The 24,367-nt window shown below is 62.5% G+C and carries 21 protein-coding genes and 1 tRNA gene; 14 read left to right on the top strand and 8 right to left on the bottom strand.

Annotated features, from left to right (window positions below):
• Position 1: 1 nt before the first annotated feature.
• The gene (locus K3F44_RS11155; protein ID WP_101321022.1) at positions 2-538 is read right to left on the bottom strand and encodes an ATP-dependent zinc protease; all 537 of its coding nucleotides are present in this window, start codon (positions 536-538) and stop codon (positions 2-4) included.
• Positions 539-844: 306 nt separating this feature from the next.
• Between K3F44_RS11155 and K3F44_RS11150 the strand changes: the two genes are divergently transcribed.
• The 5 genes from K3F44_RS11150 (at position 845) to prpF (ending at position 7,710) form a co-directional block, all read left to right on the top strand.
• Entirely contained in the window at positions 845-1,561 is a 717-nt protein-coding gene (locus K3F44_RS11150; RefSeq protein ID WP_101321020.1) for a GntR family transcriptional regulator, read from the top strand.
• On the top strand, positions 1,558-2,448 hold the full coding sequence (gene prpB / locus K3F44_RS11145) for a methylisocitrate lyase (protein ID WP_220634039.1): 891 nt from the start codon (positions 1,558-1,560) through the stop codon (positions 2,446-2,448). Before K3F44_RS11150 ends, prpB begins: the two co-directional genes overlap by 4 nt.
• A 66-nt stretch (positions 2,449-2,514) precedes the next feature.
• Entirely contained in the window at positions 2,515-3,642 is a 1,128-nt protein-coding gene (gene prpC / locus K3F44_RS11140; RefSeq protein WP_101321016.1) for a 2-methylcitrate synthase, read from the top strand.
• A 155-nt stretch (positions 3,643-3,797) separates the two neighbouring features.
• Complete coding sequence (gene acnD / locus K3F44_RS11135) at positions 3,798-6,386, top strand: Fe/S-dependent 2-methylisocitrate dehydratase AcnD (RefSeq protein ID WP_150569850.1); 2,589 nt, start codon at positions 3,798-3,800, stop codon at positions 6,384-6,386.
• A 136-nt stretch (positions 6,387-6,522) separates the two neighbouring features.
• On the top strand, positions 6,523-7,710 hold the full coding sequence (gene prpF, locus K3F44_RS11130; RefSeq protein WP_220634038.1) for a 2-methylaconitate cis-trans isomerase PrpF: 1,188 nt from the start codon (positions 6,523-6,525) through the stop codon (positions 7,708-7,710).
• Between the two features lie 118 nt (positions 7,711-7,828).
• Here prpF and acnB read toward each other — a convergent pair whose 3' ends face one another.
• Positions 7,829-10,438 carry a bifunctional aconitate hydratase 2/2-methylisocitrate dehydratase gene (acnB, locus tag K3F44_RS11125; RefSeq protein ID WP_220634178.1) on the bottom strand — a complete coding sequence of 870 codons (2,610 nt, stop codon included), beginning with the start codon at positions 10,436-10,438 and terminating at the stop codon, positions 7,829-7,831.
• 407 nt (positions 10,439-10,845) lie between these two features.
• On the opposite strand from acnB, the gene K3F44_RS11120 reads away from it, so the two are divergent.
• Together K3F44_RS11120 and K3F44_RS11115 are read left to right on the top strand one after the other, a co-directional pair.
• Complete coding sequence (locus K3F44_RS11120) at positions 10,846-11,313, top strand: DUF1289 domain-containing protein (protein ID WP_101320998.1); 468 nt, start codon at positions 10,846-10,848, stop codon at positions 11,311-11,313.
• 67 nt (positions 11,314-11,380) lie between these two features.
• A complete protein-coding gene (locus K3F44_RS11115) occupies positions 11,381-12,154 on the top strand; it encodes a hypothetical protein (protein ID WP_259407055.1) in 774 nt (257 codons plus the stop codon).
• Between the two features lie 6 nt (positions 12,155-12,160).
• Here the strand turns inward: K3F44_RS11115 and queD are convergent, their stop codons facing one another.
• Positions 12,161-12,517: a 6-carboxytetrahydropterin synthase QueD gene (queD, locus tag K3F44_RS11110; protein ID WP_101320994.1), complete on the bottom strand. Its 357-nt coding sequence runs from the start codon at positions 12,515-12,517 to the stop codon at positions 12,161-12,163.
• Between the two features lie 225 nt (positions 12,518-12,742).
• Here queD and K3F44_RS11105 point away from each other — a divergent pair, with 225 nt between their 5' ends.
• The 5 genes from K3F44_RS11105 to K3F44_RS11085 all read left to right on the top strand — a co-directional run bounded on the left by K3F44_RS11105 (position 12,743) and on the right by K3F44_RS11085 (position 16,638).
• Positions 12,743-13,048: a PepSY domain-containing protein gene (locus K3F44_RS11105; protein WP_103437942.1), complete on the top strand. Its 306-nt coding sequence runs from the start codon at positions 12,743-12,745 to the stop codon at positions 13,046-13,048.
• On the top strand, positions 13,048-13,362 hold the full coding sequence (locus K3F44_RS11100) for a PepSY domain-containing protein (RefSeq protein ID WP_101320990.1): 315 nt from the start codon (positions 13,048-13,050) through the stop codon (positions 13,360-13,362). Before K3F44_RS11105 ends, K3F44_RS11100 begins: the two co-directional genes overlap by 1 nt.
• Positions 13,363-14,031, top strand: coding sequence for a response regulator transcription factor (locus K3F44_RS11095; protein ID WP_101320987.1), 669 nt, complete (start codon positions 13,363-13,365; stop codon positions 14,029-14,031).
• Complete coding sequence (locus K3F44_RS11090; protein ID WP_220634036.1) at positions 14,028-15,347, top strand: sensor histidine kinase; 1,320 nt, start codon at positions 14,028-14,030, stop codon at positions 15,345-15,347. The genes K3F44_RS11095 and K3F44_RS11090 overlap by 4 nt, the downstream gene beginning before the upstream one ends.
• 133 nt (positions 15,348-15,480) lie before the next feature.
• On the top strand, positions 15,481-16,638 hold the full coding sequence (locus tag K3F44_RS11085) for an HPP family protein (protein ID WP_220634035.1): 1,158 nt from the start codon (positions 15,481-15,483) through the stop codon (positions 16,636-16,638).
• Here the strand turns inward: K3F44_RS11085 and K3F44_RS11080 are convergent.
• Entirely contained in the window at positions 16,612-17,478 is an 867-nt protein-coding gene (locus K3F44_RS11080) for a LysR family transcriptional regulator (RefSeq protein WP_101320981.1), read from the bottom strand. The two genes, K3F44_RS11085 and K3F44_RS11080, sit on opposite strands and share 27 nt — an antisense overlap.
• Before the next feature lie 200 nt (positions 17,479-17,678).
• Between K3F44_RS11080 and K3F44_RS11075 the strand changes: the two genes are divergently transcribed.
• On the top strand, positions 17,679-19,568 hold the full coding sequence (locus K3F44_RS11075; RefSeq protein WP_220634034.1) for a propionyl-CoA synthetase: 1,890 nt from the start codon (positions 17,679-17,681) through the stop codon (positions 19,566-19,568).
• On the opposite strand, the gene zapE is transcribed toward K3F44_RS11075, so the two are convergent.
• Together zapE and K3F44_RS11065 are read right to left on the bottom strand one after the other, a co-directional pair.
• A complete protein-coding gene (gene zapE / locus K3F44_RS11070; protein ID WP_220634033.1) occupies positions 19,565-20,644 on the bottom strand; it encodes a cell division protein ZapE in 1,080 nt (359 codons plus the stop codon). The genes K3F44_RS11075 and zapE overlap by 4 nt on opposite strands.
• 171 nt (positions 20,645-20,815) lie before the next feature.
• Positions 20,816-21,058: a DUF465 domain-containing protein gene (locus tag K3F44_RS11065; protein WP_101320974.1), complete on the bottom strand. Its 243-nt coding sequence runs from the start codon at positions 21,056-21,058 to the stop codon at positions 20,816-20,818.
• A gap of 268 nt (positions 21,059-21,326) precedes the next feature.
• Between K3F44_RS11065 and K3F44_RS11060 the strand changes: the two genes are divergently transcribed.
• Positions 21,327-21,401, top strand: a tRNA-Gln gene (locus tag K3F44_RS11060).
• 95 nt (positions 21,402-21,496) lie between these two features.
• On the opposite strand, the gene K3F44_RS11055 is transcribed toward K3F44_RS11060, so the two are convergent.
• A complete protein-coding gene (locus tag K3F44_RS11055; protein ID WP_220634032.1) occupies positions 21,497-23,881 on the bottom strand; it encodes a hybrid sensor histidine kinase/response regulator in 2,385 nt (794 codons plus the stop codon).
• Between the two features lie 11 nt (positions 23,882-23,892).
• A complete protein-coding gene (locus K3F44_RS11050) occupies positions 23,893-24,354 on the bottom strand; it encodes a response regulator (RefSeq protein ID WP_101320970.1) in 462 nt (153 codons plus the stop codon).
• Positions 24,355-24,367 lie beyond the last annotated feature (13 nt).

Below are 24,367 nucleotides of genomic sequence, written 5' to 3'. Positions count from 1 at the left end.
ATTACTCTGCTTTGGGAGCGTCGGTGGCACAGGCAGGTTTGCCGGCCGCGTATTTGAGGCTGGGGTCGACCAGCGCGTCGAAGTCTTTCAACGCCTCGGAGCCGATCAGCAGCGGGAACTGGAACGTGCTGCGATCGGTAAGGTTGACTTCGATGGTGCGCAGGGCTCGGCCCATGCAAATGTTCAATTCGATAACCGGGCGGGCAGTGTAGGCCTTGCCTTCGTCGGCATTGTAATCACCGGCACGCCGCTTGATCTTGCTGACCCGGGCCAGTGGCCGCTCGATCGGGTGCGAGTGAGCGCTATCGATGGCCAGGTAGAAGCGCACCCAGCTCTCGCCGTTGCGCTTGAAACGCTTGATATCACGGGCACTCAGCGAGGCTGTCTTGGCGCCGGTATCGAGCTTGGCCGCAACCTCGAGGTCGAGGTCATTCAAGTGGGCGTACTCGTTCAGGCCGTACACGGTCTTCTCGGCTGCGTGGCCGAAGGTCGGCAGCAGGGCAAGGCAGAACAACAATAGAACGGGTGTAAGTCTCATAAATCCTGGCGCGGTGCTGTGCTGGGTTCAGGGCAAGGCGACTGGCCAAGCATCCTTTTGATCTGTCGACACTTATACAAATGACTACACAAATGACATGCGACGACAGGCGGACTGTTGATGCCCCCTCAGGGAAGCGCGGCATTCTACCACGGCGACGTCTTGACGCCAGCGCGTCGCAATCTGACAGTGCTGGCGCGCTTTAAGTTCGCCGCTAGACGATTGTCGACAATGTGCATTTTGGCTTTGACTATTCAAGTCTGTTTAGCTAGTTTTGTGGCTATTGAAGTTCAAGGTGTCGACAATATGCTGGACCTCAGCCAAGCCCCGCCGACCATAGTGGAAGAAAGCGAGACGCTTTCGGAAAACGTCTTCCGGCGTATCCAGGCTGCCATCGTCAAAGGCGAAATCGCCCCAGGCAGCAAGATCTCCGAGCCGGAGCTGGCGCGCACCTACGGCATCAGCCGGGGCCCATTGCGCGAGGCCATCCATCGCCTCGAAGGCCAGCGCTTGCTGGTGCGGGTGCCGCATGTTGGTGCTCGCGTGGTATCGCTGAGCCACGCCGAACTGATCGAACTGTACGAGATCCGCGAATCGCTCGAGGGCATGGCCTGTCGGCTGGCCGCCGAGCGCATGAGTGCGGCCGAGATCGACGAATTGCGCCGGGTGCTCGACACCCACGAGCGCGATGCCGCGTTCCAGGCCGGGGTGGGCTACTACCAGCAGGAAGGCGACTATGACTTCCACTACCGCATCATTCAGGGCAGCGGCAACCAGACCCTGGTGCAGATGCTCTGCGGCGAGCTGTACCAACTGGTGCGCATGTACCGCATCCAGTTTTCCGCCACGCCTAACCGCCCGCATCAGGCCTTCGCCGAGCATCACCGCATCCTCGATGCGATTGCCGACCGCGACGGCGAGCTGGCCGAACTGCTGATGCGCCGCCATATCGGCGCCTCCAAACGCAATATCGCGCGCCACTATGAAGGCGTAGACAACAACAGCCCACGAGGTGAGTCATGACTGTGAAGAGCACGCCAGGCCAACGTTTCCGCGACGCGGTTGCCGCTGAACATCCTTTGCAGGTGGTCGGCGCGATCAACGCCAACCACGCGTTGCTGGCCAAACGCGCCGGGTTCAAGGCCATCTACCTGTCCGGTGGCGGCGTCGCCGCCGGCTCGCTTGGCCTGCCAGACCTGGGTATCACCGGTCTGGATGACGTGCTCACCGACGTGCGGCGCATCACCGACGTCTGCGACCTGCCGTTGCTGGTGGATGTCGACACCGGCTTTGGCGCTTCGGCATTCAACGTGGCGCGCACCGTGCGTTCGATGAACAAGTTCGGCGCCGCGGCCATTCATATCGAAGACCAGGTTGGGGCCAAGCGTTGCGGCCACCGGCCTAACAAGGAGATCGTCACCCAGCAGGAGATGGTCGACCGGATCAAGGCCGCCGTCGATGCGCGCCTGGACGACAGCTTCGTGATCATGGCGCGCACTGACGCGCTGGCAGTAGAGGGCCTCAACGCCGCGCTGGACCGCGCCGCCGCCTATGTCGAGGCGGGGGCTGACATGATCTTCCCCGAGGCGATCACTGAACTGGCAATGTACAAGACCTTTGCCGAGCGCGTGCAGGCGCCGATCCTGGCCAACATCACCGAGTTCGGCGCTACCCCGCTGTACACCACCGAACAGCTGGCAGCGGTCGACGTGTCGCTGGTGCTGTACCCGCTGTCGGCGTTCCGCGCCATGAACAAAGCAGCGGAAAACGTCTACACCGCACTGCGCCGCGATGGCACTCAGCAAAACGTCATCGACACCATGCAGACTCGCATGGAGCTCTACGATGCCATCGGCTACCACGCCTTCGAGCAGAGCCTCGATGCGCTGTTTGCCCAGAAAAAAGGCTGACACTCAGTTAGCAGTCGCCCGGATTAGCCAGCAATTCCATAACAAGTTCAATAAAGGAGAAGCCCCATGGCCGAAGCAAAAGTACTCAGTGGCGCAGGCCTGCGTGGCCAGGTGGCCGGCCAGACCGCGCTGTCGACCGTTGGCCAGGCCGGTGCCGGCCTTACCTACCGTGGTTACGACGTGCGCGACCTGGCAAAGCATGCCGAATTTGAAGAGGTCGCCTACCTGCTGCTGTATGGCGAGCTGCCCAGCAAAGCCGAAGTCAACGACTACAAGCGCAAGCTCAAGGGCATGCGTGATCTGCCCCAGGCGCTCAAGGAGGTGCTTGAGCGCATTCCCCGTGATACCCACCCAATGGACGTCATGCGCACCGGCTGCTCGATGCTCGGCACGCTTGAGCCGGAGCTGACCTTCGACACCCAACAGGACAAGACCGATCGCCTGCTGGCGCTGTTCCCGGCGATCATGTGCTACTGGTACCGCTTCAGCCACCATGGCGTGCGCATCGACTGCAACAGCGATGAAGACACCCTCGGCGGGCACTTCCTGCAACTGCTGCACGGCAAGAAGCCGAGCGAACTGCATGTGAAGGTGATGAACGTCTCGCTGATTCTATACGCCGAGCATGAGTTCAACGCCTCGACCTTTACCGCCCGGGTCTGTGCCTCGACCCTGTCTGACCTGTATTCCTGCGTTACCGCGGCGATCGGCTCGCTGCGCGGCCCACTGCATGGCGGCGCCAACGAAGCGGCGATGGCCTTGATCGAGCGCTTCCAGAGCCCGCAGGAAGCGACCGCCGAGCTGCTGCAGATGCTCGAGCGCAAGGACAAGATCATGGGCTTTGGCCATGCGATCTACAAAGAGTCCGACCCGCGCAACGAGGTGATCAAGGGCTGGGCCAAACAGCTCGCTGATGAAGCCGGTGACACCGTGCTGTACCCGGTTTCCGAAGCGATCGACAAGACCATGTGGGAGCAGAAGAAGCTGTTCCCCAACGCCGACTTCTACCATGCCTCGGCGTATCACTTCATGGGCATTCCGACCGAGCTGTTCACGCCGATCTTCGTCTGCTCGCGGCTGACCGGCTGGGCGGCGCATGTGTTCGAGCAGCGTGCCAACAACCGGATCATTCGCCCGAGTGCGGAGTATGTCGGGGTCGAGCAGCGTGAGTATGTGCCGATAGAGCAGCGTTGAGGCTGCGGGTGTCGGGGGCTGCTCTGCAGCCCTATCGCGACACAAGGCCGCTCCTACAGTGGACTGCGGTGCTTTTGTAGGAGCGGCCTTGCGTCGCGAAAGGGGCGCGCAGCGCCCCCAGCTTTACCAACCAATACCGTGAGCCTGATAACTATATGAACAGCACCTTCCGCAAGGCCCTGCCAGGCTCCGGCCTGGACTATTTCGATGCCCGCGCAGCGGTCGAGGCGATCAAGCCCGGCGCCTACGCAGGTCTGCCGTACACCTCCCGCGTACTGGCCGAAAACCTGGTGCGCCGCTGTGACCCAGCCACCCTCAATGCCTCGCTGGAGCAGTTGATCGAACGCAAACGCGATCTCGACTTCCCCTGGTTCCCGGCGCGGGTGGTGTGCCACGACATTCTTGGCCAGACCGCCCTGGTCGACCTGGCAGGCCTGCGCGACGCGATCGCCGACAAGGGCGGCGACCCGGCCCAGGTCAACCCGGTAGTGCCCGTGCAACTGATCGTCGACCACTCCCTGGCCGTCGAGTGCGGTGGCTACGATCCGCAGGCTTTCGAGCGCAACCGCGCCATCGAAGACCGGCGCAACGAAGACCGCTTTCATTTCATCAACTGGACCAAGAAAGCCTTCAAGAACGTTGATGTGATCCAGCCCGGCAACGGCATCATGCACCAGATCAACCTGGAGAAGATGTCGCCGGTGATCCACAGCGAGCGCGGCGTAGCCTACCCGGACACCTGCGTCGGCACCGACAGCCACACCCCGCATGTCGATGCACTGGGCGTCATCGCCATTGGTGTGGGCGGCCTTGAAGCCGAGAACGTCATGCTCGGTCGCGCCTCGTGGATGCGCCTGCCGGAAATCGTCGGCGTCGAGCTGACCGGCCGCCTGCAGCCGAACATCACCGCCACCGACCTGGTCCTGGCCCTGACCGAGTTTCTGCGCAAGCAGAAGGTGGTCGGCGCCTATCTGGAGTTCTACGGTGAGGGCGCCCGCGCGCTGACCTTGGGCGACCGCGCCACCATCTCCAACATGGCTCCGGAATACGGTGCCACTGCGGCGATGTTCGCCATCGACCAGCAGACCATCGACTACCTGCGCCTGACCGGCCGCGAAGAGCAGCAGGTGCAACTGGTCGAGAACTACGCCAAAGTCGCCGGCCTCTGGGCCGACAGCCTGGTCGACGCGGTTTACGAGCGTGTCCTCAGCTTCGACCTGTCGAGCGTGGTGCGCAACATGGCCGGGCCATCCAACCCGCATGCCCGCGTGGCCACCAGCGAGCTGGCCGCCAAGGGCATCGCCGGGGCCTGGCAGGATGTGCCCGGGCAGATGCCGGACGGCGCCGTGATCATCGCTGCCATCACCAGCTGCACCAATACCAGCAACCCGCGCAACGTGATCGCCGCCGGCTTGATCGCCCGCAACGCCAACCGCCTTGGGCTGACCCGCAAGCCGTGGGTCAAGTCGTCGCTGGCGCCGGGTTCCAAGGCGGTCAAGCTGTACCTGCAGGAAGCCGGGCTCGAACATGAGCTGGAGCAACTGGGCTTTGGCATCGTCGCCTTCGCCTGCACCACCTGCAACGGCATGTCTGGCGCGCTCGACCCGGTTATCCAGCAGGAGATCATCGACCGCGACCTGTACGCCACCGCGGTGTTGTCGGGCAACCGCAACTTCGACGGGCGCATCCACCCGTACGCCAAGCAGGCGTTCCTCGCCTCGCCGCCGCTGGTGGTGGCCTACGCCATTGCCGGGACCATCCGCTTCGATATCGAGAAGGATGTGCTGGGTGTGGTCGACGGCAAGGAAATCCGCCTCAAGGACATCTGGCCCAGCGATGCCGAAATCGATGCCGTGGTCGGTGCCGCGGTCAAGCCCGAGCAGTTCCGCAGTGTGTACATCCCGATGTTCGCCATCGAAGAAGACACCGGGCCCAAGGTCCCGCCGCTGTACGACTGGCGCCCGATGAGCACCTACATTCGTCGCCCGCCGTACTGGGAAGGCGCCCTGGCCGGTGAGCGCAGCCTGCGCGGCATGCGCCCGCTGGCGGTGCTGCCGGACAACATCACCACTGATCACCTGTCGCCGTCGAATGCGATCATGCTCGACAGCGCCGCCGGTGAATACCTGGCGAAGATGGGCCTGCCCGAGGAAGACTTCAATTCCTACGCAACCCACCGCGGCGATCACCTGACTGCCCAGCGTGCCACCTTTGCCAACCCCAAGCTGTTCAACGAAATGGTGCGCAAGGCCGATGGCAGCGTGCAGCAGGGTTCGCTGGCGCGGCTTGAGCCGGAAGGGCAGGTGGTGCGCATGTGGGAAGCGATCGAAACCTACATGCAGCGCAAGCAGCCGCTGATCATCGTTGCCGGTGCGGATTACGGCCAAGGCTCGTCACGCGACTGGGCCGCCAAGGGCGTGCGCCTGGCCGGGGTCGAGGCGATCGTTGCCGAAGGCTTCGAGCGCATTCACCGCACCAATCTGGTCGGTATGGGGGTGTTGCCGCTGGAGTTCCAGGCCGGCACCGACCGCAACACCCTCGGCCTCGATGGCAGCGAAAGCTACGACGTGCTCGGCCGGCGCACCCCGCGGGCGACCCTCACCCTGGTGGTCACCCGCCGCAACGGCGAGCGCCTCGAGGTACCGGTGACCTGCCGCCTGGATACCGCCGAAGAGGTTTCCATCTACGAAGCGGGCGGGGTGCTGCAGCGCTTCGCCCAGGATTTCCTCGAAGCTACCGCCTGAGTACCGGGGCCGCTGTGCGGCCCTTCGCGGGTGAACCCGCTCCCACAGGGTTTGCGCGGTGCCTGTGGAAGCGGGTTCACCCGCGAAGGGGCGCGCAGCGGCCCCGGCTAGACCGCAGAATTCATAGGACTCAATCATGACCTACGCACCGCAGATCAAAATCCCCGCCACCTACTTGCGTGGTGGTACCAGCAAAGGCGTGTTTTTCTCCCTGCAAGATTTGCCGGAGCGCGCTCGCCAGCCCGGGCCTGCCCGGGACGCGCTGATCCTGCGCGTGATTGGCAGCCCCGACCCATACGGCAAGCAGACCGACGGCATGGGCGGCGGCACGTCCAGTACCAGCAAGGCGGTGATCGTCTCGACCACTACCAAGCCTGAGCACGACGTTGACTACCTGTTCGGCCAGGTCGCCATCGACAAGGCGTTTGTCGACTGGAGCGGCAACTGCGGTAACCTCTCGGCAGCGGTCGGCGCGTTCGCTATCAGCAGCGGCTTGGTCGACCCAGCGCGCATCCCGCACAACGGCACTGCCACGGTGCGTATCTGGCAGGCCAACATCAGCAAGACCATCATTGCCCACGTGCCGATCAGCAACGGCGAAGTGCAGGAGACCGGTGACTTCGAGCTGGACGGGGTGACGTTCCCTGCTGCCGAAGTGCAACTGGAGTTCGTCGAGCCGGCCGCCGATGATGAAGGCGGTGGGGCGATGTTCCCCACCGGTAACCTGGTTGATGACCTGGAAGTGCCAGGGGTTGGCACGTTCAAGGCGACTCTGATCAACGCCGGCATCCCGACCATTTTCCTCAATGCGCAAGACCTCGGTTACAGCGGCACCGAATTGCAGGATGCGATCAATGCTGACCCGCAAGCGCTGGCGCGCTTCGAGACCATTCGCGCCTATGGCGCACTGCGCATGGGCTTGATCAGCAACCTCGAGCAGGCCCGCGAACGTCAGCACACCCCCAAGGTGGCCTTCGTCGCGGCACCGGCTGCTTATGCTGCGTCCAGTGGCAAAGCGGTCGCGGCGGCAGATATCGACCTGCTGGTGCGCGCGTTGTCGATGGGCAAACTGCACCACGCCATGATGGGTACTGCAGCAGTCGCCATCGGCACCGCAGCCGCTATCCCCGGTACGCTGGTCAACCTGGCTGCAGGCGGTGGTGAACGCACTGCGGTGTGCTTTGGGCACCCGTCCGGGACATTGCGCGTCGGTGCCGAGGCGCGCCAGGTAGACGGCCAGTGGACCGTGACCAAGGCCATCATGAGCCGCAGTGCGCGGGTGCTGATGGAAGGTTGGGTGCGGGTGCCGGCGGACAGCTTCTAGCCACATCGCTGTGCAGCGGCTTCGCCCAAGCTGAACGGCAACAAAAGCACCGCATAAAAAAGCCCCGGCATCACTGCCGGGGCTTCTTTTTTACCGCGCTAGGCGCTTGTTACAGGTGTTAGACCTGAACAGCCGGGATCTTGGCGCTTTCCGCAGCGTCACGGAACTCGGCGATCTGGTCGAAGCTCAGGTAGCGGTAGACGTCGGCAGCCATGCTGTCGATGTCTTTGGCGTACTGCATGTACTCTTCGATGGTCGGCAGCTTGCCGATGATCGAAGCCACTGCTGCCAGCTCGGCCGAAGCCAGGTAGACGTTAGTGGCATCGCCCAGACGGTTAGGGAAGTTACGGGTCGAGGTGGAGACCACGGTCGAACCGGTCTGCACACGTGCCTGGTTACCCATGCACAGCGAGCAACCTGGCATTTCCATGCGCGCGCCAGCTTTGCCGTAGATGCCGTAGTAGCCTTCTTCGGTCAGCTGGTGAGCGTCCATCTTGGTTGGCGGAGCCAGCCACAGACGGGTCGGAATACCGCCCTTGACCTTCTCCAGCAGCTTGCCAGCAGCGCGGAAGTGACCAATGTTGGTCATGCACGAGCCGATGAACACTTCGTCGATCTTCTCGCCCTGTACCGAAGACAGCAGGCGGGCGTCGTCCGGGTCGTTCGGCGCGCAGAGCACAGGCTCTTTGACGTCGGCCAGGTCGATTTCGATGATCTCGGCGTATTCGGCATCGGCGTCTGCAGACAGCAGCTGCGGGTTGGCCAGCCAGGCTTCCATGGCTTGCGCACGGCGCTCCATGGTCCGCGCATCGCCGTAGCCTTCGCTGATCATCCAGCGCAGCAGGGTGATGTTCGACTGCAGGTATTCGGCAACCGCTTTTTCCGGCAGCTTGATGGTGCAGCCAGCAGCAGAGCGCTCGGCGGAAGCGTCGGACAGCTCGAACGCTTGCTCGACGGTCAGCTCGTCGAGGCCTTCGATCTCCAGGATGCGACCCGAGAAGGCGTTGATCTTGCCTTTCTTCTCGACGGTCAGCAGGCCTTGCTGAATGGCGTAGTACGGGATCGCATGGACCAGGTCACGCAGGGTGATGCCAGGCTGCAGCTTGCCCTTGAAGCGAACCAGGATCGACTCTGGCATGTCCAGCGGCATCACGCCGGTGGCAGCGGCGAAGGCGACCAGGCCGGAACCGGCCGGGAACGAGATGCCGATCGGGAAGCGGGTGTGCGAGTCGCCGCCGGTGCCGACGGTGTCAGGCAGCAGCATGCGGTTCAGCCAGCTGTGGATGATGCCGTCGCCAGGACGCAGCGACACGCCGCCACGGGTGCGGATGAAATCCGGCAGGGTGTGGTGGGTGGTGACGTCGATTGGCTTCGGGTAAGCCGCGGTGTGGCAGAACGACTGCATGACCAGGTCAGCCGAGAAGCCCAGGCAGGCGAGGTCTTTGAGCTCGTCGCGGGTCATCGGGCCGGTGGTGTCTTGCGAACCCACGGTGGTCATCTTCGGTTCGCAGTAGGCGCCTGGACGTACGCCCTGGCCTTCTGGCATGCCGCAGGCACGGCCAACCATTTTTTGCGCCAGGGTGAAGCCCTTGCCAGTATCGACCGGTGCGTCCGGCAGTTTGAACAGGTCGGTTGGACCCATGCCCAGCTCGGTGCGCGCCTTGTCGGTCAAGCCACGGCCAACGATCAGCGGGATACGGCCGCCAGCACGGACTTCGTCGAGCAGGACTGGCGTCTTCAGTTCGAAGGTGGTGACCAGCTCGTCGCTTTCGTGACGGCGTACTTCACCTTTGAACGGGTACACGTCGATGACGTCGCCCATGGCCAGGTTGCTGCAGTCGAATTCGATTGGCAGGGCGCCGGCGTCTTCCATGGTGTTGTAGAAGATCGGAGCGATCTTGGTGCCGAAGCAGAAACCGCCAGCGCGCTTGTTCGGCACGTTGGGGATATCGTCACCGAAGAACCACAGTACCGAGTTGGTTGCCGATTTACGCGACGAACCGGTACCGACCACGTCACCGACGTAGGCGACCGGGAAGCCTTTGGCGCGCATGGCTTCGATCTGCTTGAGCGGACCGACCGAGCCTGGTTGCTCAGGCTCGATGCCGTCACGGGCCATTTTCAGCATGGCCAGGGCGTGCAGCGGGATATCAGGGCGCGACCAGGCATCCGGGGCAGGGGAGAGGTCGTCGGTGTTGGTTTCGCCAGGCACCTTGAACACGGTCAGGGTGTACTTTTCGGCAATTTCAGGGCGCTTGGTGAACCACTCGCCATTGGCCCAGGACTCCAGCACAGCCTTGGCGTGGGCGTTGCCCGCCTTGGCTTTTTCGGCGACGTCATGGAAAGCATCGAACATCAGCAGGGTGTGCTTGAGCTGTTCGGCCGCGACGGCAGCCAGTTCGGCGTCGTCCAGCAGCGCGACCAGAGTCTCGATGTTGTAGCCGCCCTGCATGGTGCCGAGCAGCTCGGTGGCATGCTTGCGGTCGAGCAGTGGCGAAGTGGCTTCGCCCTTGGCGATTGCCGAGAGGAAACCGGCCTTGACGTAGGCAGCCTCGTCAACGCCTGGTGGTACGCGGTTGGTGATCAGGTCAACGAGGAAGGCTTCTTCGCCGGCTGGCGGGTTTTTCAACAGTTCGACCAGGCCTGCAGTCTGTTCGGCGTTCAGCGGCTGGGGCACGATGCCCAGGGCTTTACGCTCTTCGATATGTTTGCGGTAGGCTTCAAGCACAGTTATTACCCTCATCAGTGGTCCCTAAAGGGAGTCCGGGACGCTCATCCAGAATTCAACGCGGCCATGCGCAATACGGCTTCGTGAGCCGTCCAGCCAGGCGTGCGGAAAATCCTTGCAGAAGCTGTTTTCAAAGTTTTACGCCTGTAGAACGGAGCGCTGATGAGGGGTTGGCGCGGAGCATGCGAGGGCTGCATGGGCCGGCCAACACCGTTCTACCGGATTAACTGTGCTTCGTGACGCTTTGAAAACAGCTTCCAACGGACATTGTTGCCTTGAAAAGGCGGGTTGATTCTACGGCAAAAACTGAACAAAAGTAAGGCGCGGGATGCGACTTTAACAAGTGACCCTGGTTAGACAAAGGGCTAACATGGAGCCGTGTGCCACCGCCAAGCTGTTGTCTGTTCATGTCCAATCAGTCCATCAAAACCCCGTGCGTCGGGCTCTGCTCGACCGTCTACGGCGACCTTGTATGCCGCGGCTGCAAGCGCTTTCATCATGAAGTGATCCACTGGAACGGCTACAGCGAGGAGGCCAAGCGGGCGGTCTGGCTGCGCTTGGAGCAGTTGCTGGTGCAAGTGATGATGGCCAAGCTTGAAGTGTTCGACAAAGACTGCTTGCGCCAGCAACTGGAGCAGCGTTCGATCCGCTTCGTCGTGCAGCAGTCCGAATATTGCTGGGCGTATCAGTTGATAGCGCGCGGCGCGCGGATGATCCGTGACCTTGAGGCCTATGGCATGGCGCTGTTGCCTGAGTTTCGTGGCTGGGATCTGCCACAGTTGCGCGACGCCATCGACCGGGAGTTCTTCCTGTTGTCCGAAGCACATTACCAGCGCTACATCGCACCGTCGTTTCTCAAGGACGTGCTGGGGTAGCCTTCCAGCTGCCGCGCAGCGCCAGCAGTCCTTAGCGTTCATCGCTCCTTCAAGCTGGAGTGACGTGATGAGCAGCCTTGTATTCATGCCTGAACTGAGTTTTACCGCCCGCTGCCGCTGCCGCTGGCAACTGGCAGATTATGTTTCGACCCCTGCGGTATGGGAGGACGGCGACGACCTGTCCCGGCCGCTCTGGACCGAATTCGATGGCTGGAATAGCGACAGCGGCTGGTTGATAGCGAGCCGCAATTATGACGGAACACGGCCAGATTCATTTCCGCCGGACGAATGGCAGGGTGAAGATTTACGACAATCGCTCGGTGTCGATACCTTCTGGTTCGGCACCTATCGCCATGCGCTGGGCTACGTCTACGAGATCCGCCCGGCCTATACTGGCCGCAACAGCGACCAGTATCCCAGGCTCAACTACTGGTTGGACGTGAGCAGGAGCGGCTATCTGGGTTTTTACCCTACAGACGCCAAAGCTGGAAGCCTGACCGATAAAGAAGGGGTAATCGCCCTGAAAGATCCGATCGGTGTCGCGCCGGCGGTAAAACTGCCGGTAGACACGCAGATTGATCTCGACTTGCCGCTCTACAAACTCAGAAAGGGCTTGAAGACGCCGCTCTGGCACATCGCAGGCCTGAATCCGGAACACTTGGTGGAGGGCGGTCTGCACCTGAACCTGTCTCTCTATGGCGGCCTTGAAGCTGTCAAGGTGCGCCGACTGGTAGAGAACGGGCAAGGGTATCTGAATGCAGGCCGCGGCAGGCCGGGTGTGTTGCTGATGTGTATCGACAACCCATGCGTGCCGCCGCACCCGAAACCCTCGATAGAGTGAAACCGCCTACGCGCCGCTGTACTCGCAGCCGCTGGTGCAGGTTTCGTGAATACGCACCTTGGACAGTTCTGGCAGCAGCGGTTTCACCTGCTGCCAGATCCACACCGCGATCACTTCGCTGGTGGGGTTTTCCAGGCCAGGAATGTCGTTCAGGTAGTTGTGGTCGAGCTGCTCGTAGATCGGCTTGAAAATCGCCTTGATCTCGGAGAAGTCGCGGATCCAGCCGGTATGCGGGTCAAGCGGGCCGGTCAGGTGCAGGGCAACCTTGAACGAGTGGCCGTGCAAGCGGCCGCATTTATGACCAGGCGCGACATTGGGCAGGCGATGGGCCGATTCGAAGGTGAACTCTTTGAAAATTTCCACGGGGTAGTAACTCTGTTGCAAGCGAGAATGGCGGCGATTCTACCAGCATGGCCGCAGTGAGTGGTTGTGCCTGTGTGGTCAGCTGCCCGGTGGCGCTTGCGCACTCACTGCAACAGTGCTCGAGGCATGCGCTATCATGCCCGCGAGCAATTTCAGGTTGGCTTAAGGAGCCGTGGTTAATCTTAACCCCGTAGACAACTTGTACATCCCGATGGAGAGATACTCATGAAGACTTTGACTGCCCTGTTCACTGCTGCTGCCCTGTCTGTTGCTGCCACCGCTGCCCTGGCCGACGTACCGGCGCATGAAATCAGCGCCCTGGAAAAAGCCGGCACCGTGCAGCCATTGCAGAAACTGGCCGAGACTGCAAAGGCCAAGCATCCTGGTTCAACCATCACCGACTCCGAGCTTGAAAACGAATACGGCCGCTACATCCTCAAGGTCGAACTGCGTGATGCGCAGAACGTTGAATGGGACGTTGATCTGGATGCCAAGACCGGCGAAATACTGAAAAACGCCCAAGACAAATAATGAGCCCGCTATCGCGCACGCCGCGCTACCTGGCGCTGGCCCTGATGGCCGTGTGTTCACTGGCGCTGGCGCGTGATCTTGACCAGGATGAAGCCCTCGCGCTGCGGCAAAAGGGCATCATCCTGCCGCTTGAGCATCTGCTCGACTCTGCCCTAGGGCGTTACCCCGGGGCACGTCTGCTTGAGGCAGAGCTTGAAGAAAAACATGGCCGCTATGAATACGAGGTCGAGCTGCTGACCCTTGAAGGGGTGGTGCGCGAAATCAAGCTGGATGCCCGCAGCGGTGTGCTGCTCAAAGATGAGGAGGACGACTGAATGCGCCTGTTGCTGGTCGAGGATAACGTGCCGCTGGCCGATGAGCTGACTGCCGGCCTGCAGCGTCAGGGCTATGCCGTCGACTGGCTGGCAGACGGCCGTGATGCGGTCTATCAAGGCCAGAGCGAGCCCTACGATCTGATCATTCTCGACCTTGGCTTGCCCGGCTTGCCGGGATTGGAAGTCCTCGCCCAGTGGCGTGCAGGCGGGTTGGCCACGCCAGTGCTGATCCTGACGGCGCGCGGCTCGTGGGCCGAGCGCATCGAAGGCTTGAAGGCCGGCGCCGACGATTACCTGAGCAAGCCGTTCCACCCTGAAGAGCTGCAACTGCGCATTCAGGCACTGCTGCGCCGCGCGCGGGGCCTAGCCAATCAGCCCAAGCTTGAAGCAGCCGGCCTGCACTTGGACGAAAGCCGCCAGTGTGTCAGCCGCGAGGGTGTCGATGTGCAACTGACCGCGGCGGAGTTTCGCCTGCTGCGCTACTTCATGCTGCATCCCGGCCAGGTGCTGTCCAAGGGGCATCTGGCCGAGCACCTGTATGACGGCGAAACCGAGCGCGACTCCAACGTGCTTGAGGTGCACGTCAATCACCTGCGGCGTAAACTCGGCCGCAGCGTCATCGAAACCCGTCGCGGGCAAGGTTACGTCTACGCCGGCAGCACGCCGTGAAGTCGATCCAGGCACGCTTGAGTGTTGGCCTTATCGCCGTATTGGTAGTGATCGGGCTGGCCTTTGCACAGTTGACCCTGTGGCTGTTCGAGGCCGGCCTGCAGCGTTACCTCGAAGTCGGTTTGCGCAAGGAAAGCGAGAACCTGCTGGTGGCGCTGGGGCGCGGCCCGGACGGCTTGCAGCTGGATGAGCGGCGCATCTCGGCTGCGTACCAAAGGCCGTTTTCCGGGTATTACTTTCGCATCGATTTCGAGCAGGGCAGTTGGCGATCTCGCTCATTGTGGGACCTGGACATGCCCAAGCCGGCCAAGCCGGGACTCGAAGATACCCATGTACTAGGTCCTGAAGGCCAACAGTTGCTGGCCCTGCGTGCTGACTATCGGCGCCTGGGTCAGGACATCTCGATCAGCGTCGCGCAGGATTATTCACCAGTACGCCAGGGCTTTCAGCGCATGCAGCAGATCGGCCTGGGTATGGGCCTGATCGCCCTGGTGCTGGTGCTGGTATTGCAGCGCATCACTGTTACCCGCTCGCTCCGGCCATTGGAGCGAGCCCGCCAGCAGATCGCGCAACTGCAGCAAGGCCAGCGCTCACAGCTGGATGCCGAAGTACCCAGCGAGCTGCAGCCGCTGGTCGATCAGGTCAACCATCTGCTGGCCCACACTGAAGACAGCCTGCGCCGCTCGCGCAATGCGCTGGGCAATCTTGGCCATGCGTTGAAAACGCCGATGGCGGTTCTGCTCAGCCTGGCCTCCAGCGAGCGCTTGCGCGATTTGCCTGACGTACGCACGCAAATGCGCGAGCAGCTCGAACAGATCCAGCAGCGCCTGGAACGTGAACTCAACCGTGCGCGGTTGGCGGGCGATGCTCTGCCCGGCGCGCAGTTTGATTGCGATGCGGAGTTGCCAAGCCTGCTGGCAACCTTGGGCATGATTCATGGTGAAGGTCTGCTGCTGGAGCGCGACACGCCCGCTGGACTGCTGCTGCCTTGGGACCGCGAGGACCTGCTCGAGCTGCTCGGCAACCTGCTCGACAATGCCTGCAAATGGGCTGACAGCGAAGTCCGCTTGGGTATCGCTACGAGTGCCTCCGGCTATCAGCTATGGGTGGATGACGATGGCCCGGGCATTCCTGAGGAAAAACGCGTACACGTGCTCGAGCGAGGTTCGCGGCTGGACGAGCAGGTCAATGGTCACGGCCTGGGCTTGGGTATCGTGCGCGATATCGTCGACGCCTGGGGTGGCGCCATCGCACTGCAGGAAAGCCCTCAAGGCGGCCTGCGAGTGAGCATCGAGCTGCCCGGCAAAGGCCGCTGAACGGCCTACGCTGATGCTGCAAAATTATTGAGCCCAAACCGCATTATTTTGAATTTGCCCCACAATAGTGCGCGCGGCACACTCTTGCTCTGAAATGGCTCATCCCGGCCAAGTTGAAGAGCACGTTCTGCCGATGTCTGCCTCGCGTCCCGAACCCCTGTTGCAGCGCCTGATGCCGGCGCCCCTCAATATTCCTCCCAGAGAATGGCTGCGCGCAGGCGTCGGTGCCTTGCTCGGCCTGTGCCTCGCAGGTTGGCTATGCAGCCTGGCCTATGGTCCCTCCATTGCGCTGCATTTGCTTGGCCCTCTGGCGGCAACAGCCGTGCTGGTTTTCGCCGTGCACGCCGGGCCGCTGGCGCAGCCGTGGTCGGTGCTGGGCAGCTACGCGCTGGCGGGCGTAATCGGCTTGGTCATGCGCCAGCACCTGGGCAGCGAGCTGTGGGTGGCTGGCGCTGCGCTGGGCTTGTCGTTGTTGGTCATGTGCCTGCTGCGCTGCCTGCACCCGCCGGGCGGCGGAGTAGCGGTCAGCGCGGTACTGGCCGATTCCGGGCTGGTCGCCATGGGCGATCATCTGCTCGAGCCAATCATGCTCAATGCGCTGGTGCTGGTCGCAGTGGCGGTGGTCTACAACCGCCTGACGGGCGTGCGCTATCCCAAGCCTGGCTTACCGCGCAAGGATCTGCACCACACCCACGACCCAGTGCCCAGCGCCCGGGTAGGTTTCAGCAGCGACGACCTCGATCAGGCTCTGGAAGACATCGGCGAGTACGTTGACGTCAGCCGTGACGAGCTTGAGCGTATTCTTCTGGCCACTGAACAGCATGCCTTGCAGCGCAGTCTAGGCGGTATCACCGCGGCGTCGGTGATGTCCCGCGATGTGCAGTTTGCCAGCCCGCAGACCACGCTGGAGCAAGCCTGGCAGATGCTCGCCAGCCACCACCTGAAGACGCTGCCAGTACTGGCGGAGGGGCGCCTGGTTGGCATCGTCAGCCTCAGTGATGTGCTGACGGCGGCCATGGCGCGGGCGCGGTTCAGCTGGCGCGGGCTGTGGCGGCGCAGGCCGGTGGTGCTGGAGCAGGTGATGAGCCGGCGGGTGATCAGCGTCAGTAGCCAGCACCCGCTGGAGCGTCTGCTGCCATTGCTGTGCGAGCAAGGCTTGCACTGCCTGCCGGTACTCGATGACGGCAAGCTGGTCGGGGTGATCACCCAGACCGACCTGATTGCCGGTCTCAAGCGCCAGTTGCTCAACCACAGCACGCTTGCTTCAGATGAGCGGGTCCCAGCGTTGTGACCAGTCACTGACGCCCGCTGCGACTTGCCGGCGCAGCACGCCGAAGGCCTGCTGCAAGGCGGCGCTGTCGTGCTTGCGGGTGTACACCAGAAAAGTCGGATAGGTGAATTCCGGCGCTTGCGGCACCCGCTCGAACACGCCGCTGTCCAGATAAGCCTGCACCACCCGTGTACGGAAATAACCGCTGCCACCGTGCTCGAGAATGAACTGCAAGGCCAGCGGGCCGAGGTTGAAGCTCAGCGCTGGGCGGGCGCAGTCGGGCAGGGCGGCATCGTGCTGGCGGCGAAACGTCTCGCCCCAGTCGATATACACATAAGGCTCTGGCCGTTCAACGTGGCGGATGCGCACCAGTTTTTCTTCCATCAACTGCTCCACCTGCAGGCCAGGCCCGTAGATGGGCTGATAGACCAGCGCAGCATCGAGCAAGCCGCGCTCGACCTTGCGCAGCAACGATTCGCCGTCGCTGACCTCGCTGCGGATGGCATGGCTGGGCATCTCGCGGTACAGCGCACTGACCCAGTCGAGCAGCAGCGGGTTGCCCAGGCTGGTTTCGCCGCCCAGGTGCAGCAGCTGCTGACAACCCTGCGGCAGCGGCAGGTCACGGCGGGCGGCCTCCCAGGTTTCCACCAGTTGGTGGGCGTAGGTGACGAAGGCTTCGCCGTCTGCGGTCAGGCTGGCGCCGCTGCGGCTGCGGACAAACAGCTGGCAACCTAGCTGCTGCTCAAGACGCTGCACCCGCGCGGTGATTGCCGTCTGCGACACGCACAGCCCCTCGGCGGCGGCGACCAGGCTGCCGCAGCGCACAATCTCCAGAAAGGTGCGTGCCTGTTCGATATCCATGCTGTGCTCATTGATCAAGGTGATGGCTATTCTAGAGCCTTGCTCGCTGCTTGGCGCGTATCAAAAGCGCTGCCTTGATAGTGCCTGCTGCTGCGAATTTGCAGGTCGGTTATGGACTTTAGTCCCATGGCAGGGGCGTCAGGCAGGTCCATACTGCAGGCTCGCCCTTCAATAACAACAAGTATCGGGTTGCGACTGACATGACCTACCAGCACAGCTACGCCCGTTCCATTTCCGACCCTGTGGCCTTCTGGGCCGAACAGGCCGACCAGCTGGCCTGGTACCACAAGCCGCGCCAGACCCTGATCAACAACACCGACGGCAGCCATTGCTGGTTTGCCGACGGGCGCCTGAACAGCTGCTACCTGGCCCTGGATTACCAGATCGAGCAAGGCCGTGGCGAGCAGATCGCGTTGATCTACGACTCGCCGGTAACCGCCACCCAGCAGCGCTTCAGCTACCGTGAGTTGCGCGATGAGGTGGCGCGGCTGGCCGGGCTGCTGCGCGAGTTGGGCGTGCGCAAGGGCGACGGTGTCGTCATCTACATGCCGATGGTGCCGCAGGCGGCCATGGCCATGCTCGCCTGCGCGCGGATTGGCGCAGTGCACTCGGTGGTGTTCGGCGGTTTTGCCGCCAACGAGCTGGCCCTGCGTATCGATGATGCCAAGCCGACCCTGGTGCTCACGGCCTCCTGCGGGCTGGAGTTTGATCGGGTCATCGAATACAAGCCGCTGATCGATCGCGCGCTGCAACTGGCCACCCATCAGCCCCGCCACGTGCTGGTGCTGCAGCGGCCACAGGCCAAGGCCGCGCTGCAGCCTGGGCGTGACCTGGACTGGCAACAGGCACTGGTCAACGCGCAGTCTGTGGCGCCGGTCGAGCTCAGTGCAACCGACCCGCTATATATCATGTACACCTCCGGCACCACCGGCAAACCCAAGGGCATCGTCCGCGAAAACGGCGGCAACGCGGTCGCCTTGAGCTACACGATGCGCCATATCTATGGCATGCAGGCGGGCGATGTCTGGTGGGGGATTTCCGATGTGGGCTGGGTGGTCGGTCACTCGCTGATCGTCTACGGGCCGCTGATGACCGGTTGCACCACGGTGTTCTATGAAGGCAAGCCGATCCGCACCCCGGACGCCGCCGCGTACTGGCGGGTGGTCGAGCAGTATCAGGTGAATGCCTTGTTCTGCGCGCCGACGGCGATGCGCGCGATCCGTAAGGAAGACCCCCATGGCGAACTGCTCGCCGGGTATGACCTGAGCTCCCTGCGCCAATTGTTCCTGGCCGGGGAAAAGCTTGATTCAAGCACCCATCAATGGCTGGATCAGGTCACCGGCAAACCGGTGCATGACCACTGGTGGCAGACCGAAACCGGCTGGCCGGTGACCGCACCCTGTGTCGGCCTTGAAGGCAGCGCCGCACGCCCCGGGTCGAGCAACCGCGCAGTACCGGGCTACCACGTGCAGGTGCTGGACGACGACGGGCATTTGCTCGGGCCGAATCAACAGGGCGCGATCGTCATCGCCCTGCCGCTGCCGCCGGGCTGCAGCCAGACGCTGTGGGGTGATCATCAGCGCTATCTGCAGGCGTATCTGCACACCTATCCGGGCTACTACCATACCGGTGATGGCGGCTACCTGGACGATGACGGCTTCGTCTACATCATGGGTCGCACCGATGACGTCATCAACGTCTCTGGGCATCGGTTGTCTACCGGCGAAATGGAAGATCTGGTCGCCCGCCATGCAGCGGTTGCCGAGTGCGCGGTGATCGGTGTGCACGACGACATCAAGGGCCAGGTGCCGTTGGCGTTGGTGGTACTCAAGGACGGCGAAGAGCTAGCCGAGCAAAAATTGCAGGCTGAACTGGTTGCCAGTGTGCGCGAGCAGATCGGTGCGCTGGCATGCTTCAACCGGGTGCGGTTGGTCAAGCGCTTGCCCAAGACACGCTCCGGCAAGATTCTGCGCGCGGTGCTGCGCAAGATCGCTGACGGTCAGGCCTATGTACCACCGTCAACGCTGGATGACCCGGCTGTGCTTGGCGAAATCGAAGCGGTGCTGGTCGATCTGCCCCGCGCAGGTTAAAGCACAGTCGTGCCGACCTGATGCAGCTGGCCGAGACGGCTGCGGCTGCGCATCAGGTCGGCAATGGCGCCACCCAGGCTCTGCTCGAGCGGATAGCGGCCAATCAGCACCAGCTCGCAGTCTTGGTCGTACAGCACATCGACCAGGTTGACGAAGCGTTGCTGCGCTGCGAGCGAACATTCGGCCAGGTCTTCCAGGTCGTCGATGATCCAGCGATCGTAACGGCTGGCCAGCTCCAGATAATCCACCACCGCCGTGGCCTGCTCGCACAGATCGACAAAGCTGAAGTGCACCTGTCGATCCTGGCTGGCCAGGGCGCGCAGCGGGCGCTGGTTGATGTCCAGGGTCAGCGGCTGGGTTTCCGGCAGCGCCAGGGCCAGGCGTTGCTCAGCTGTGCCGGGCCAGACGTAGTGGCCCTGGGTAAAACGCTGGTGCGCGCGGTTGGCCGGCAGGCTGCGAAAGTCGATGTCGCCGCCCACTTCCATCACCAGCATGCGGCTGTTGATCAGGCGGATCACTGGCAAGAACCGCTCATGGTAAAGCGGGTTGGGCAGCAGGCCTTCGGGGGCATAGTTGGAGGTCAGGACGACAAATACATTGCGCTCGAACAGCGCGCTGAACAGCCGGGTGAGCAGCATCGCATCGCCGATGTCGTGCACATGGAACTCGTCGAAGCACAGCACCTGGCAGTCGCCAATCAGTTCATCCAGGGTTGCCGCCATGGCATTGTCGGCGCCGCGATGGCGGTGCATGCCCTGATGCAGACGAGCGAAGAAATCGTGAAAGTGCAGGCGCAGCTTGGCCTCCACCTCCAGCGCCTGGTAAAAGCCATCGAGTAGCCAGCTCTTGCCGCGGCCAACCGACCCATACAGATACAAGCTGCGCGCCTGGCCGTCAGTCAGCGCGGCCAACTGTTGCGCCATGCGCTCGATAACCCGCCGTTGACCTTCGCTCAAGCTATACCCGCGCTGCCTGGCCTTGTCCTCGAAGTAGCTCAACAGCTGGCAGTCGCCTTGCGCATCGGTACGCGAGCGGCGGCGCAAGTGGCGAAGCGGCGTGGGAATCCAGGCAGACAAGCGGGTGGTCCTCGCAGGCGGGGCAGGGCGGTTAGCGCCCTCAGTGAGTGACCATTTTCGCCGCAGGCACCGCTGGCAGGCAATCTTCCCGGCGAGTAGCCAGGCGATTGTGGGCGACTACCGGTCAGTGCCCACTGGCAGTGGTCATGCGCCACTGCCAAATGAACAGCCTCAGTCCTCGCGCTTGAGCTGACGATCGATCATGTACTTGATCGACAAACGACGTTCCTTGAGGCGGTGCAGGTCATCATCGCTGGTATAGCCCGCCGAGATGGCCTCGGCAGCCAGCACCTGGTTGTCGATATCGACGTACTCGTCGAGCAGGCGATCAAGGGTCTGATCCTGCTGGCGACGCTGCTGAACGATTTCGCGGGGGTAGTGCAGGTCTTGGTACAGGTCATGGGAAACTGGCATGGCGCCCTCCTTGTAAACGCTGGGTTACTTGACTATTGGGCAGGGCTGCAGGGATTTGGTTTTTTAGCTGGGCGAGCTTTGCCGACAGGCGGTCAGGCGGCGGATGGTGCCTGACTAACTTGCTGTTTTTTTGAGATTTTTTTTAACAGAGGGGTTTTCATGGTCAAGGATTGTTGTTAAAGTGCCGCGCATTCCCCGACAACAACCCATGTTGTCAGCCAGGGGGATTGTCAGAACGACAGTGCATCGCACTTGTCGCATCCGATACAGGGGCGTCGCCAAGCGGTAAGGCAGCAGGTTTTGATCCTGCCATGCGTTGGTTCGAATCCAGCCGCCCCTGCCATTATCTTCCTCGCTTTACCCTCTCTCTATTCCCGCGCAATCCACCAACGCTACCCATCCGTATTGCAGTTGCTGAGCAACGGCCGAGCGCGGTGCTCAGACCGCGCCCAGCAAATCGTCCAGGGTTTTCGCCAGCAGTTGATCCTGTACCGGTTTCTGAATGACCACACTGTCGCCCAGCTCGAAGCCTTGCAGCTCGGCATAGCCCGTGAGAATCACCACCGGCAATTGCGGGAAGCGCTCACGCGCCGCCAACGCGAGCTGCGCGCCGTTGAATTCGGGCATGGCAAAGTCTGTCAGCAGCACATCGACGTGTTCATCGAGCAAGCACAGGGCCTGCTCGCCACCGTGCGCCTGGCGTACCTGATAACCGTGCGAGCGCAGTAGCTCGCCGATCATGTCGCGGACCAGGTGATCATCGTCCACCAACAGCACGGTGCGATCACGGCCCTCTGCCGAGAGGGCTGGCGCCGCAGGCGCCGCGGGTGCTTCGAAGGCTACAGGCTGCTTGACCGCAGGCAGGTAGACCGACACCAAGGTACCCTGGTCCGGCGCAGTATCGATAGACACGCCGCCGCCCGATTGTTTGGCGAAGCCGAACACCTGGGCCAGGCCAAGGCCCGAGCCTTTACCGATGTCCTTGGTGGTGAAGAATGGCTCGAATACCTTGCCGACTACCTCTTCACTCATGCCGCAACCGGTATCGCGAATCGACAACATCACGTACTCGCCAGGCTCCGGGTCTTCCGGTCGCTGGGCGCGTTCTGTGATCAAGGTATTGCGCGTCGACAGGATCAGCTGGCCGCCATCGGCCATGGCGTCGCGGGCGTTGATCGCCAGGTTGAGAATGATCATCTCGGTCTGGGTCGGGTCAGTCAGTGCCTGCCACAGGCTGGCATCCAGATCCAGGCGTACCGAGACATTGCCGCCCAAGGTGCGTCGCAGCAGCTCTTCCAGGCCGGTGAGGGTCTGGTTGAGGTTCAGCGGAACAGGCTCGAGCCGCTGGCGCCGGGAGAAGGCCAGCAACTGTGAGGTCAACTTGGCACCGCGCTCGCCAGCCTCGCGGATGTGCTTGAGGCGGCTGCGGGCCTTGTCGTAATTCTCTTTCTGCAGGTCACGCTCAAGGAAACTCGCGCCGGTCAGAATCACCGTCAGCAAGTTGTTGAAGTCGTGCGCGACCCCGGCAGTCAGCTGGCCGACTGCCTCCAGTCGCTGCATCTGCTGCAGCGCAGCTTCGATACGCTCGCGCTCATCGATCTGCTCGCGCAGGCGCATGTTGGCCTCGGCCAGGCCCATCGACGATTCGCGCTCACTGGTGATATCGCGGGCGACCACATAGAGCAGGGTGTCCTCGGGCACGATCACCCACGACAACCAGCGCTGTTGGCCGCTGGCATGTTGAATGCGCCCTACAAAGCGCGCACTGGTGCGGCCCTGGCCGAGGGCGGTCAGCTCAGCGAGAAAGGCCTCCTGATCCGGCTCGGGTAGCAGCTGCAACAGGGTGGTCTGGCTCAGGCGTTCACGCGAGATGCCCAGGCTGACTTCCCAGGCTGGGTTGAGCGCGACCGGGGTCAGGTCTCTGTTCAGTACCGCCAGCAAGTCCTGGGACAATTCCCATGAGCGATCGCGCTCCCGGGTACGCCGCTCGACCCGCTCGCCGAGCATCTCGTTGAGCTGCTTGAGCGCCGTGGTCGCCTGGCGTTGTTCATGAATGTCCTGCAATACGCCGGAAAAGCGCACGCAGCGGCCGTCGAGGAATTGGGTCTGGCCGCTCGAGAGCAACCAGCGCGGCTCGAGGCCGTCACGCTGATTGATACGAAACTCGACCCGGTAGTGACCGCCTGCCTGGGGCTGCATGACCTGCTCGACAGCGTCACGAACCAGCACGACGTCTTCGGGATAGATGCCTGCGTAGAACACATCCAACGACATCTGAGTGTCGACAGGCAGGCCAAACAAGGTCTTGCAGCGGTCATCCCAGAGCAGCAGATCTTCCTGCGGGCGATAGTCCCAGGTACCCATGCCGGCAGCATCGATGGCAAACCGGGCGCGCGCCTCAAGCTCGGCCAGCGCTTCCTCGGCGCGGCGGCGGCGATGGCGCTCCTGCACTTCGGTCAGCGCCCGGCGTACGGCCTTGGGCAGCAGCGGCAGGTTCTTCTTCAGGACATAGTCGGTGGCGCCAAGGCGGATCATCTCCACCGCGTGCTCTTCACCATAAATGCCTGAGAGGAAGATGAACGGCACATCTGGCGCCAGCCGCTGAGCAATCGCCAGCACCTCGGTGCCGGACGAGCCAGGCAACACGCAGTCGCACAGGATCAGGTCAAAACGGCCGTGGTGCAGCGCATGCTCGACGCCAATATGGTCGAACACCAGTTGCGACTCGATGTGCAGCCCGCTGCGCTCCAGGCGCAATAAGGTCAGCTCGGCATCCATCGAACTGTCTTCGACCATCAGTAGCTTGAGCGGGCCTGACAACATGCTAGTTGGACTCAATTGTTACCACGCCGAGTCAGCCGCAACGAGCCAGGCGGCGGTTCATTGAGGACGGCCCAGAAGATCCCCAGATCGGAGATGGCCGTGACAAATTCCTTGAACTCGACCGGCTTCACCACGTAGGCATTGACCCCGAGCTCATAGGCGCGCAGCAGATCGGGTTCTTCCCGCGAGGAGGTCAGCATCACCGTCGGGATGCTGCGCAGCTCAGGGGTTTCGCGCACTGCCTTGAGCACCTCCAGGCCATCCACCTTGGGCAGTTTCAGGTCGAGCAGAAGCACGGCCGGGTTGCCATCGTCGCGGTCGGCGTAACCGTTGCGGCGCAACAGGTAGTCGAGGGCGTCGGCGCCATCGCGCAGTACGATGACTTCGTTGGCCAGCTGGCTGCGCTCCAGCGCGACAAGCGTCAACTCCAGATCCCTGGGGTTGTCTTCGACCAACAAGATCGGTTTTAGCATGATATGTACGTTA

The sequence above is a fragment of the Pseudomonas sp. S07E 245 genome, from assembly GCF_019599025.1.
Classification (GTDB): Bacteria; Pseudomonadota; Gammaproteobacteria; order Pseudomonadales; family Pseudomonadaceae; genus Aquipseudomonas; species Aquipseudomonas shirazensis.
This window is presented reverse-complemented; position numbering and strand designations above follow the sequence as displayed.

What these genes read in the sequence shown, in the direction of transcription:
- K3F44_RS11075 (WP_220634034.1), top strand. Translation starts at nt 17,679, where the DNA reads ATGACCTACCAGCACAGCTACGCCCGTTCCATTTCCGACCCTGTGGCC.
- K3F44_RS11115 (WP_259407055.1), top strand. Translation starts at nt 11,381, where the DNA reads ATGAGCAGCCTTGTATTCATGCCTGAACTGAGTTTTACCGCCCGCTGC.
- K3F44_RS11050 (WP_101320970.1), bottom strand. Translation starts at nt 24,354, where the DNA reads ATGCTAAAACCGATCTTGTTGGTCGAAGACAACCCCAGGGATCTGGAG.
- K3F44_RS11155 (WP_101321022.1), bottom strand. Translation starts at nt 538, where the DNA reads ATGAGACTTACACCCGTTCTATTGTTGTTCTGCCTTGCCCTGCTGCCG.
- K3F44_RS11095 (WP_101320987.1), top strand. Translation starts at nt 13,363, where the DNA reads ATGCGCCTGTTGCTGGTCGAGGATAACGTGCCGCTGGCCGATGAGCTG.
- K3F44_RS11065 (WP_101320974.1), bottom strand. Translation starts at nt 21,058, where the DNA reads ATGCCAGTTTCCCATGACCTGTACCAAGACCTGCACTACCCCCGCGAA.
- K3F44_RS11055 (WP_220634032.1), bottom strand. Translation starts at nt 23,881, where the DNA reads ATGTTGTCAGGCCCGCTCAAGCTACTGATGGTCGAAGACAGTTCGATG.
- K3F44_RS11085 (WP_220634035.1), top strand. Translation starts at nt 15,481, where the DNA reads ATGTCTGCCTCGCGTCCCGAACCCCTGTTGCAGCGCCTGATGCCGGCG.
- K3F44_RS11100 (WP_101320990.1), top strand. Translation starts at nt 13,048, where the DNA reads ATGAGCCCGCTATCGCGCACGCCGCGCTACCTGGCGCTGGCCCTGATG.
- K3F44_RS11120 (WP_101320998.1), top strand. Translation starts at nt 10,846, where the DNA reads ATGTCCAATCAGTCCATCAAAACCCCGTGCGTCGGGCTCTGCTCGACC.
- prpB (WP_220634039.1), top strand. Translation starts at nt 1,558, where the DNA reads ATGACTGTGAAGAGCACGCCAGGCCAACGTTTCCGCGACGCGGTTGCC.
- acnD (WP_150569850.1), top strand. Translation starts at nt 3,798, where the DNA reads ATGAACAGCACCTTCCGCAAGGCCCTGCCAGGCTCCGGCCTGGACTAT.
- K3F44_RS11080 (WP_101320981.1), bottom strand. Translation starts at nt 17,478, where the DNA reads ATGGATATCGAACAGGCACGCACCTTTCTGGAGATTGTGCGCTGCGGC.
- prpF (WP_220634038.1), top strand. Translation starts at nt 6,523, where the DNA reads ATGACCTACGCACCGCAGATCAAAATCCCCGCCACCTACTTGCGTGGT.
- K3F44_RS11105 (WP_103437942.1), top strand. Translation starts at nt 12,743, where the DNA reads ATGAAGACTTTGACTGCCCTGTTCACTGCTGCTGCCCTGTCTGTTGCT.
- prpC (WP_101321016.1), top strand. Translation starts at nt 2,515, where the DNA reads ATGGCCGAAGCAAAAGTACTCAGTGGCGCAGGCCTGCGTGGCCAGGTG.
- K3F44_RS11150 (WP_101321020.1), top strand. Translation starts at nt 845, where the DNA reads ATGCTGGACCTCAGCCAAGCCCCGCCGACCATAGTGGAAGAAAGCGAG.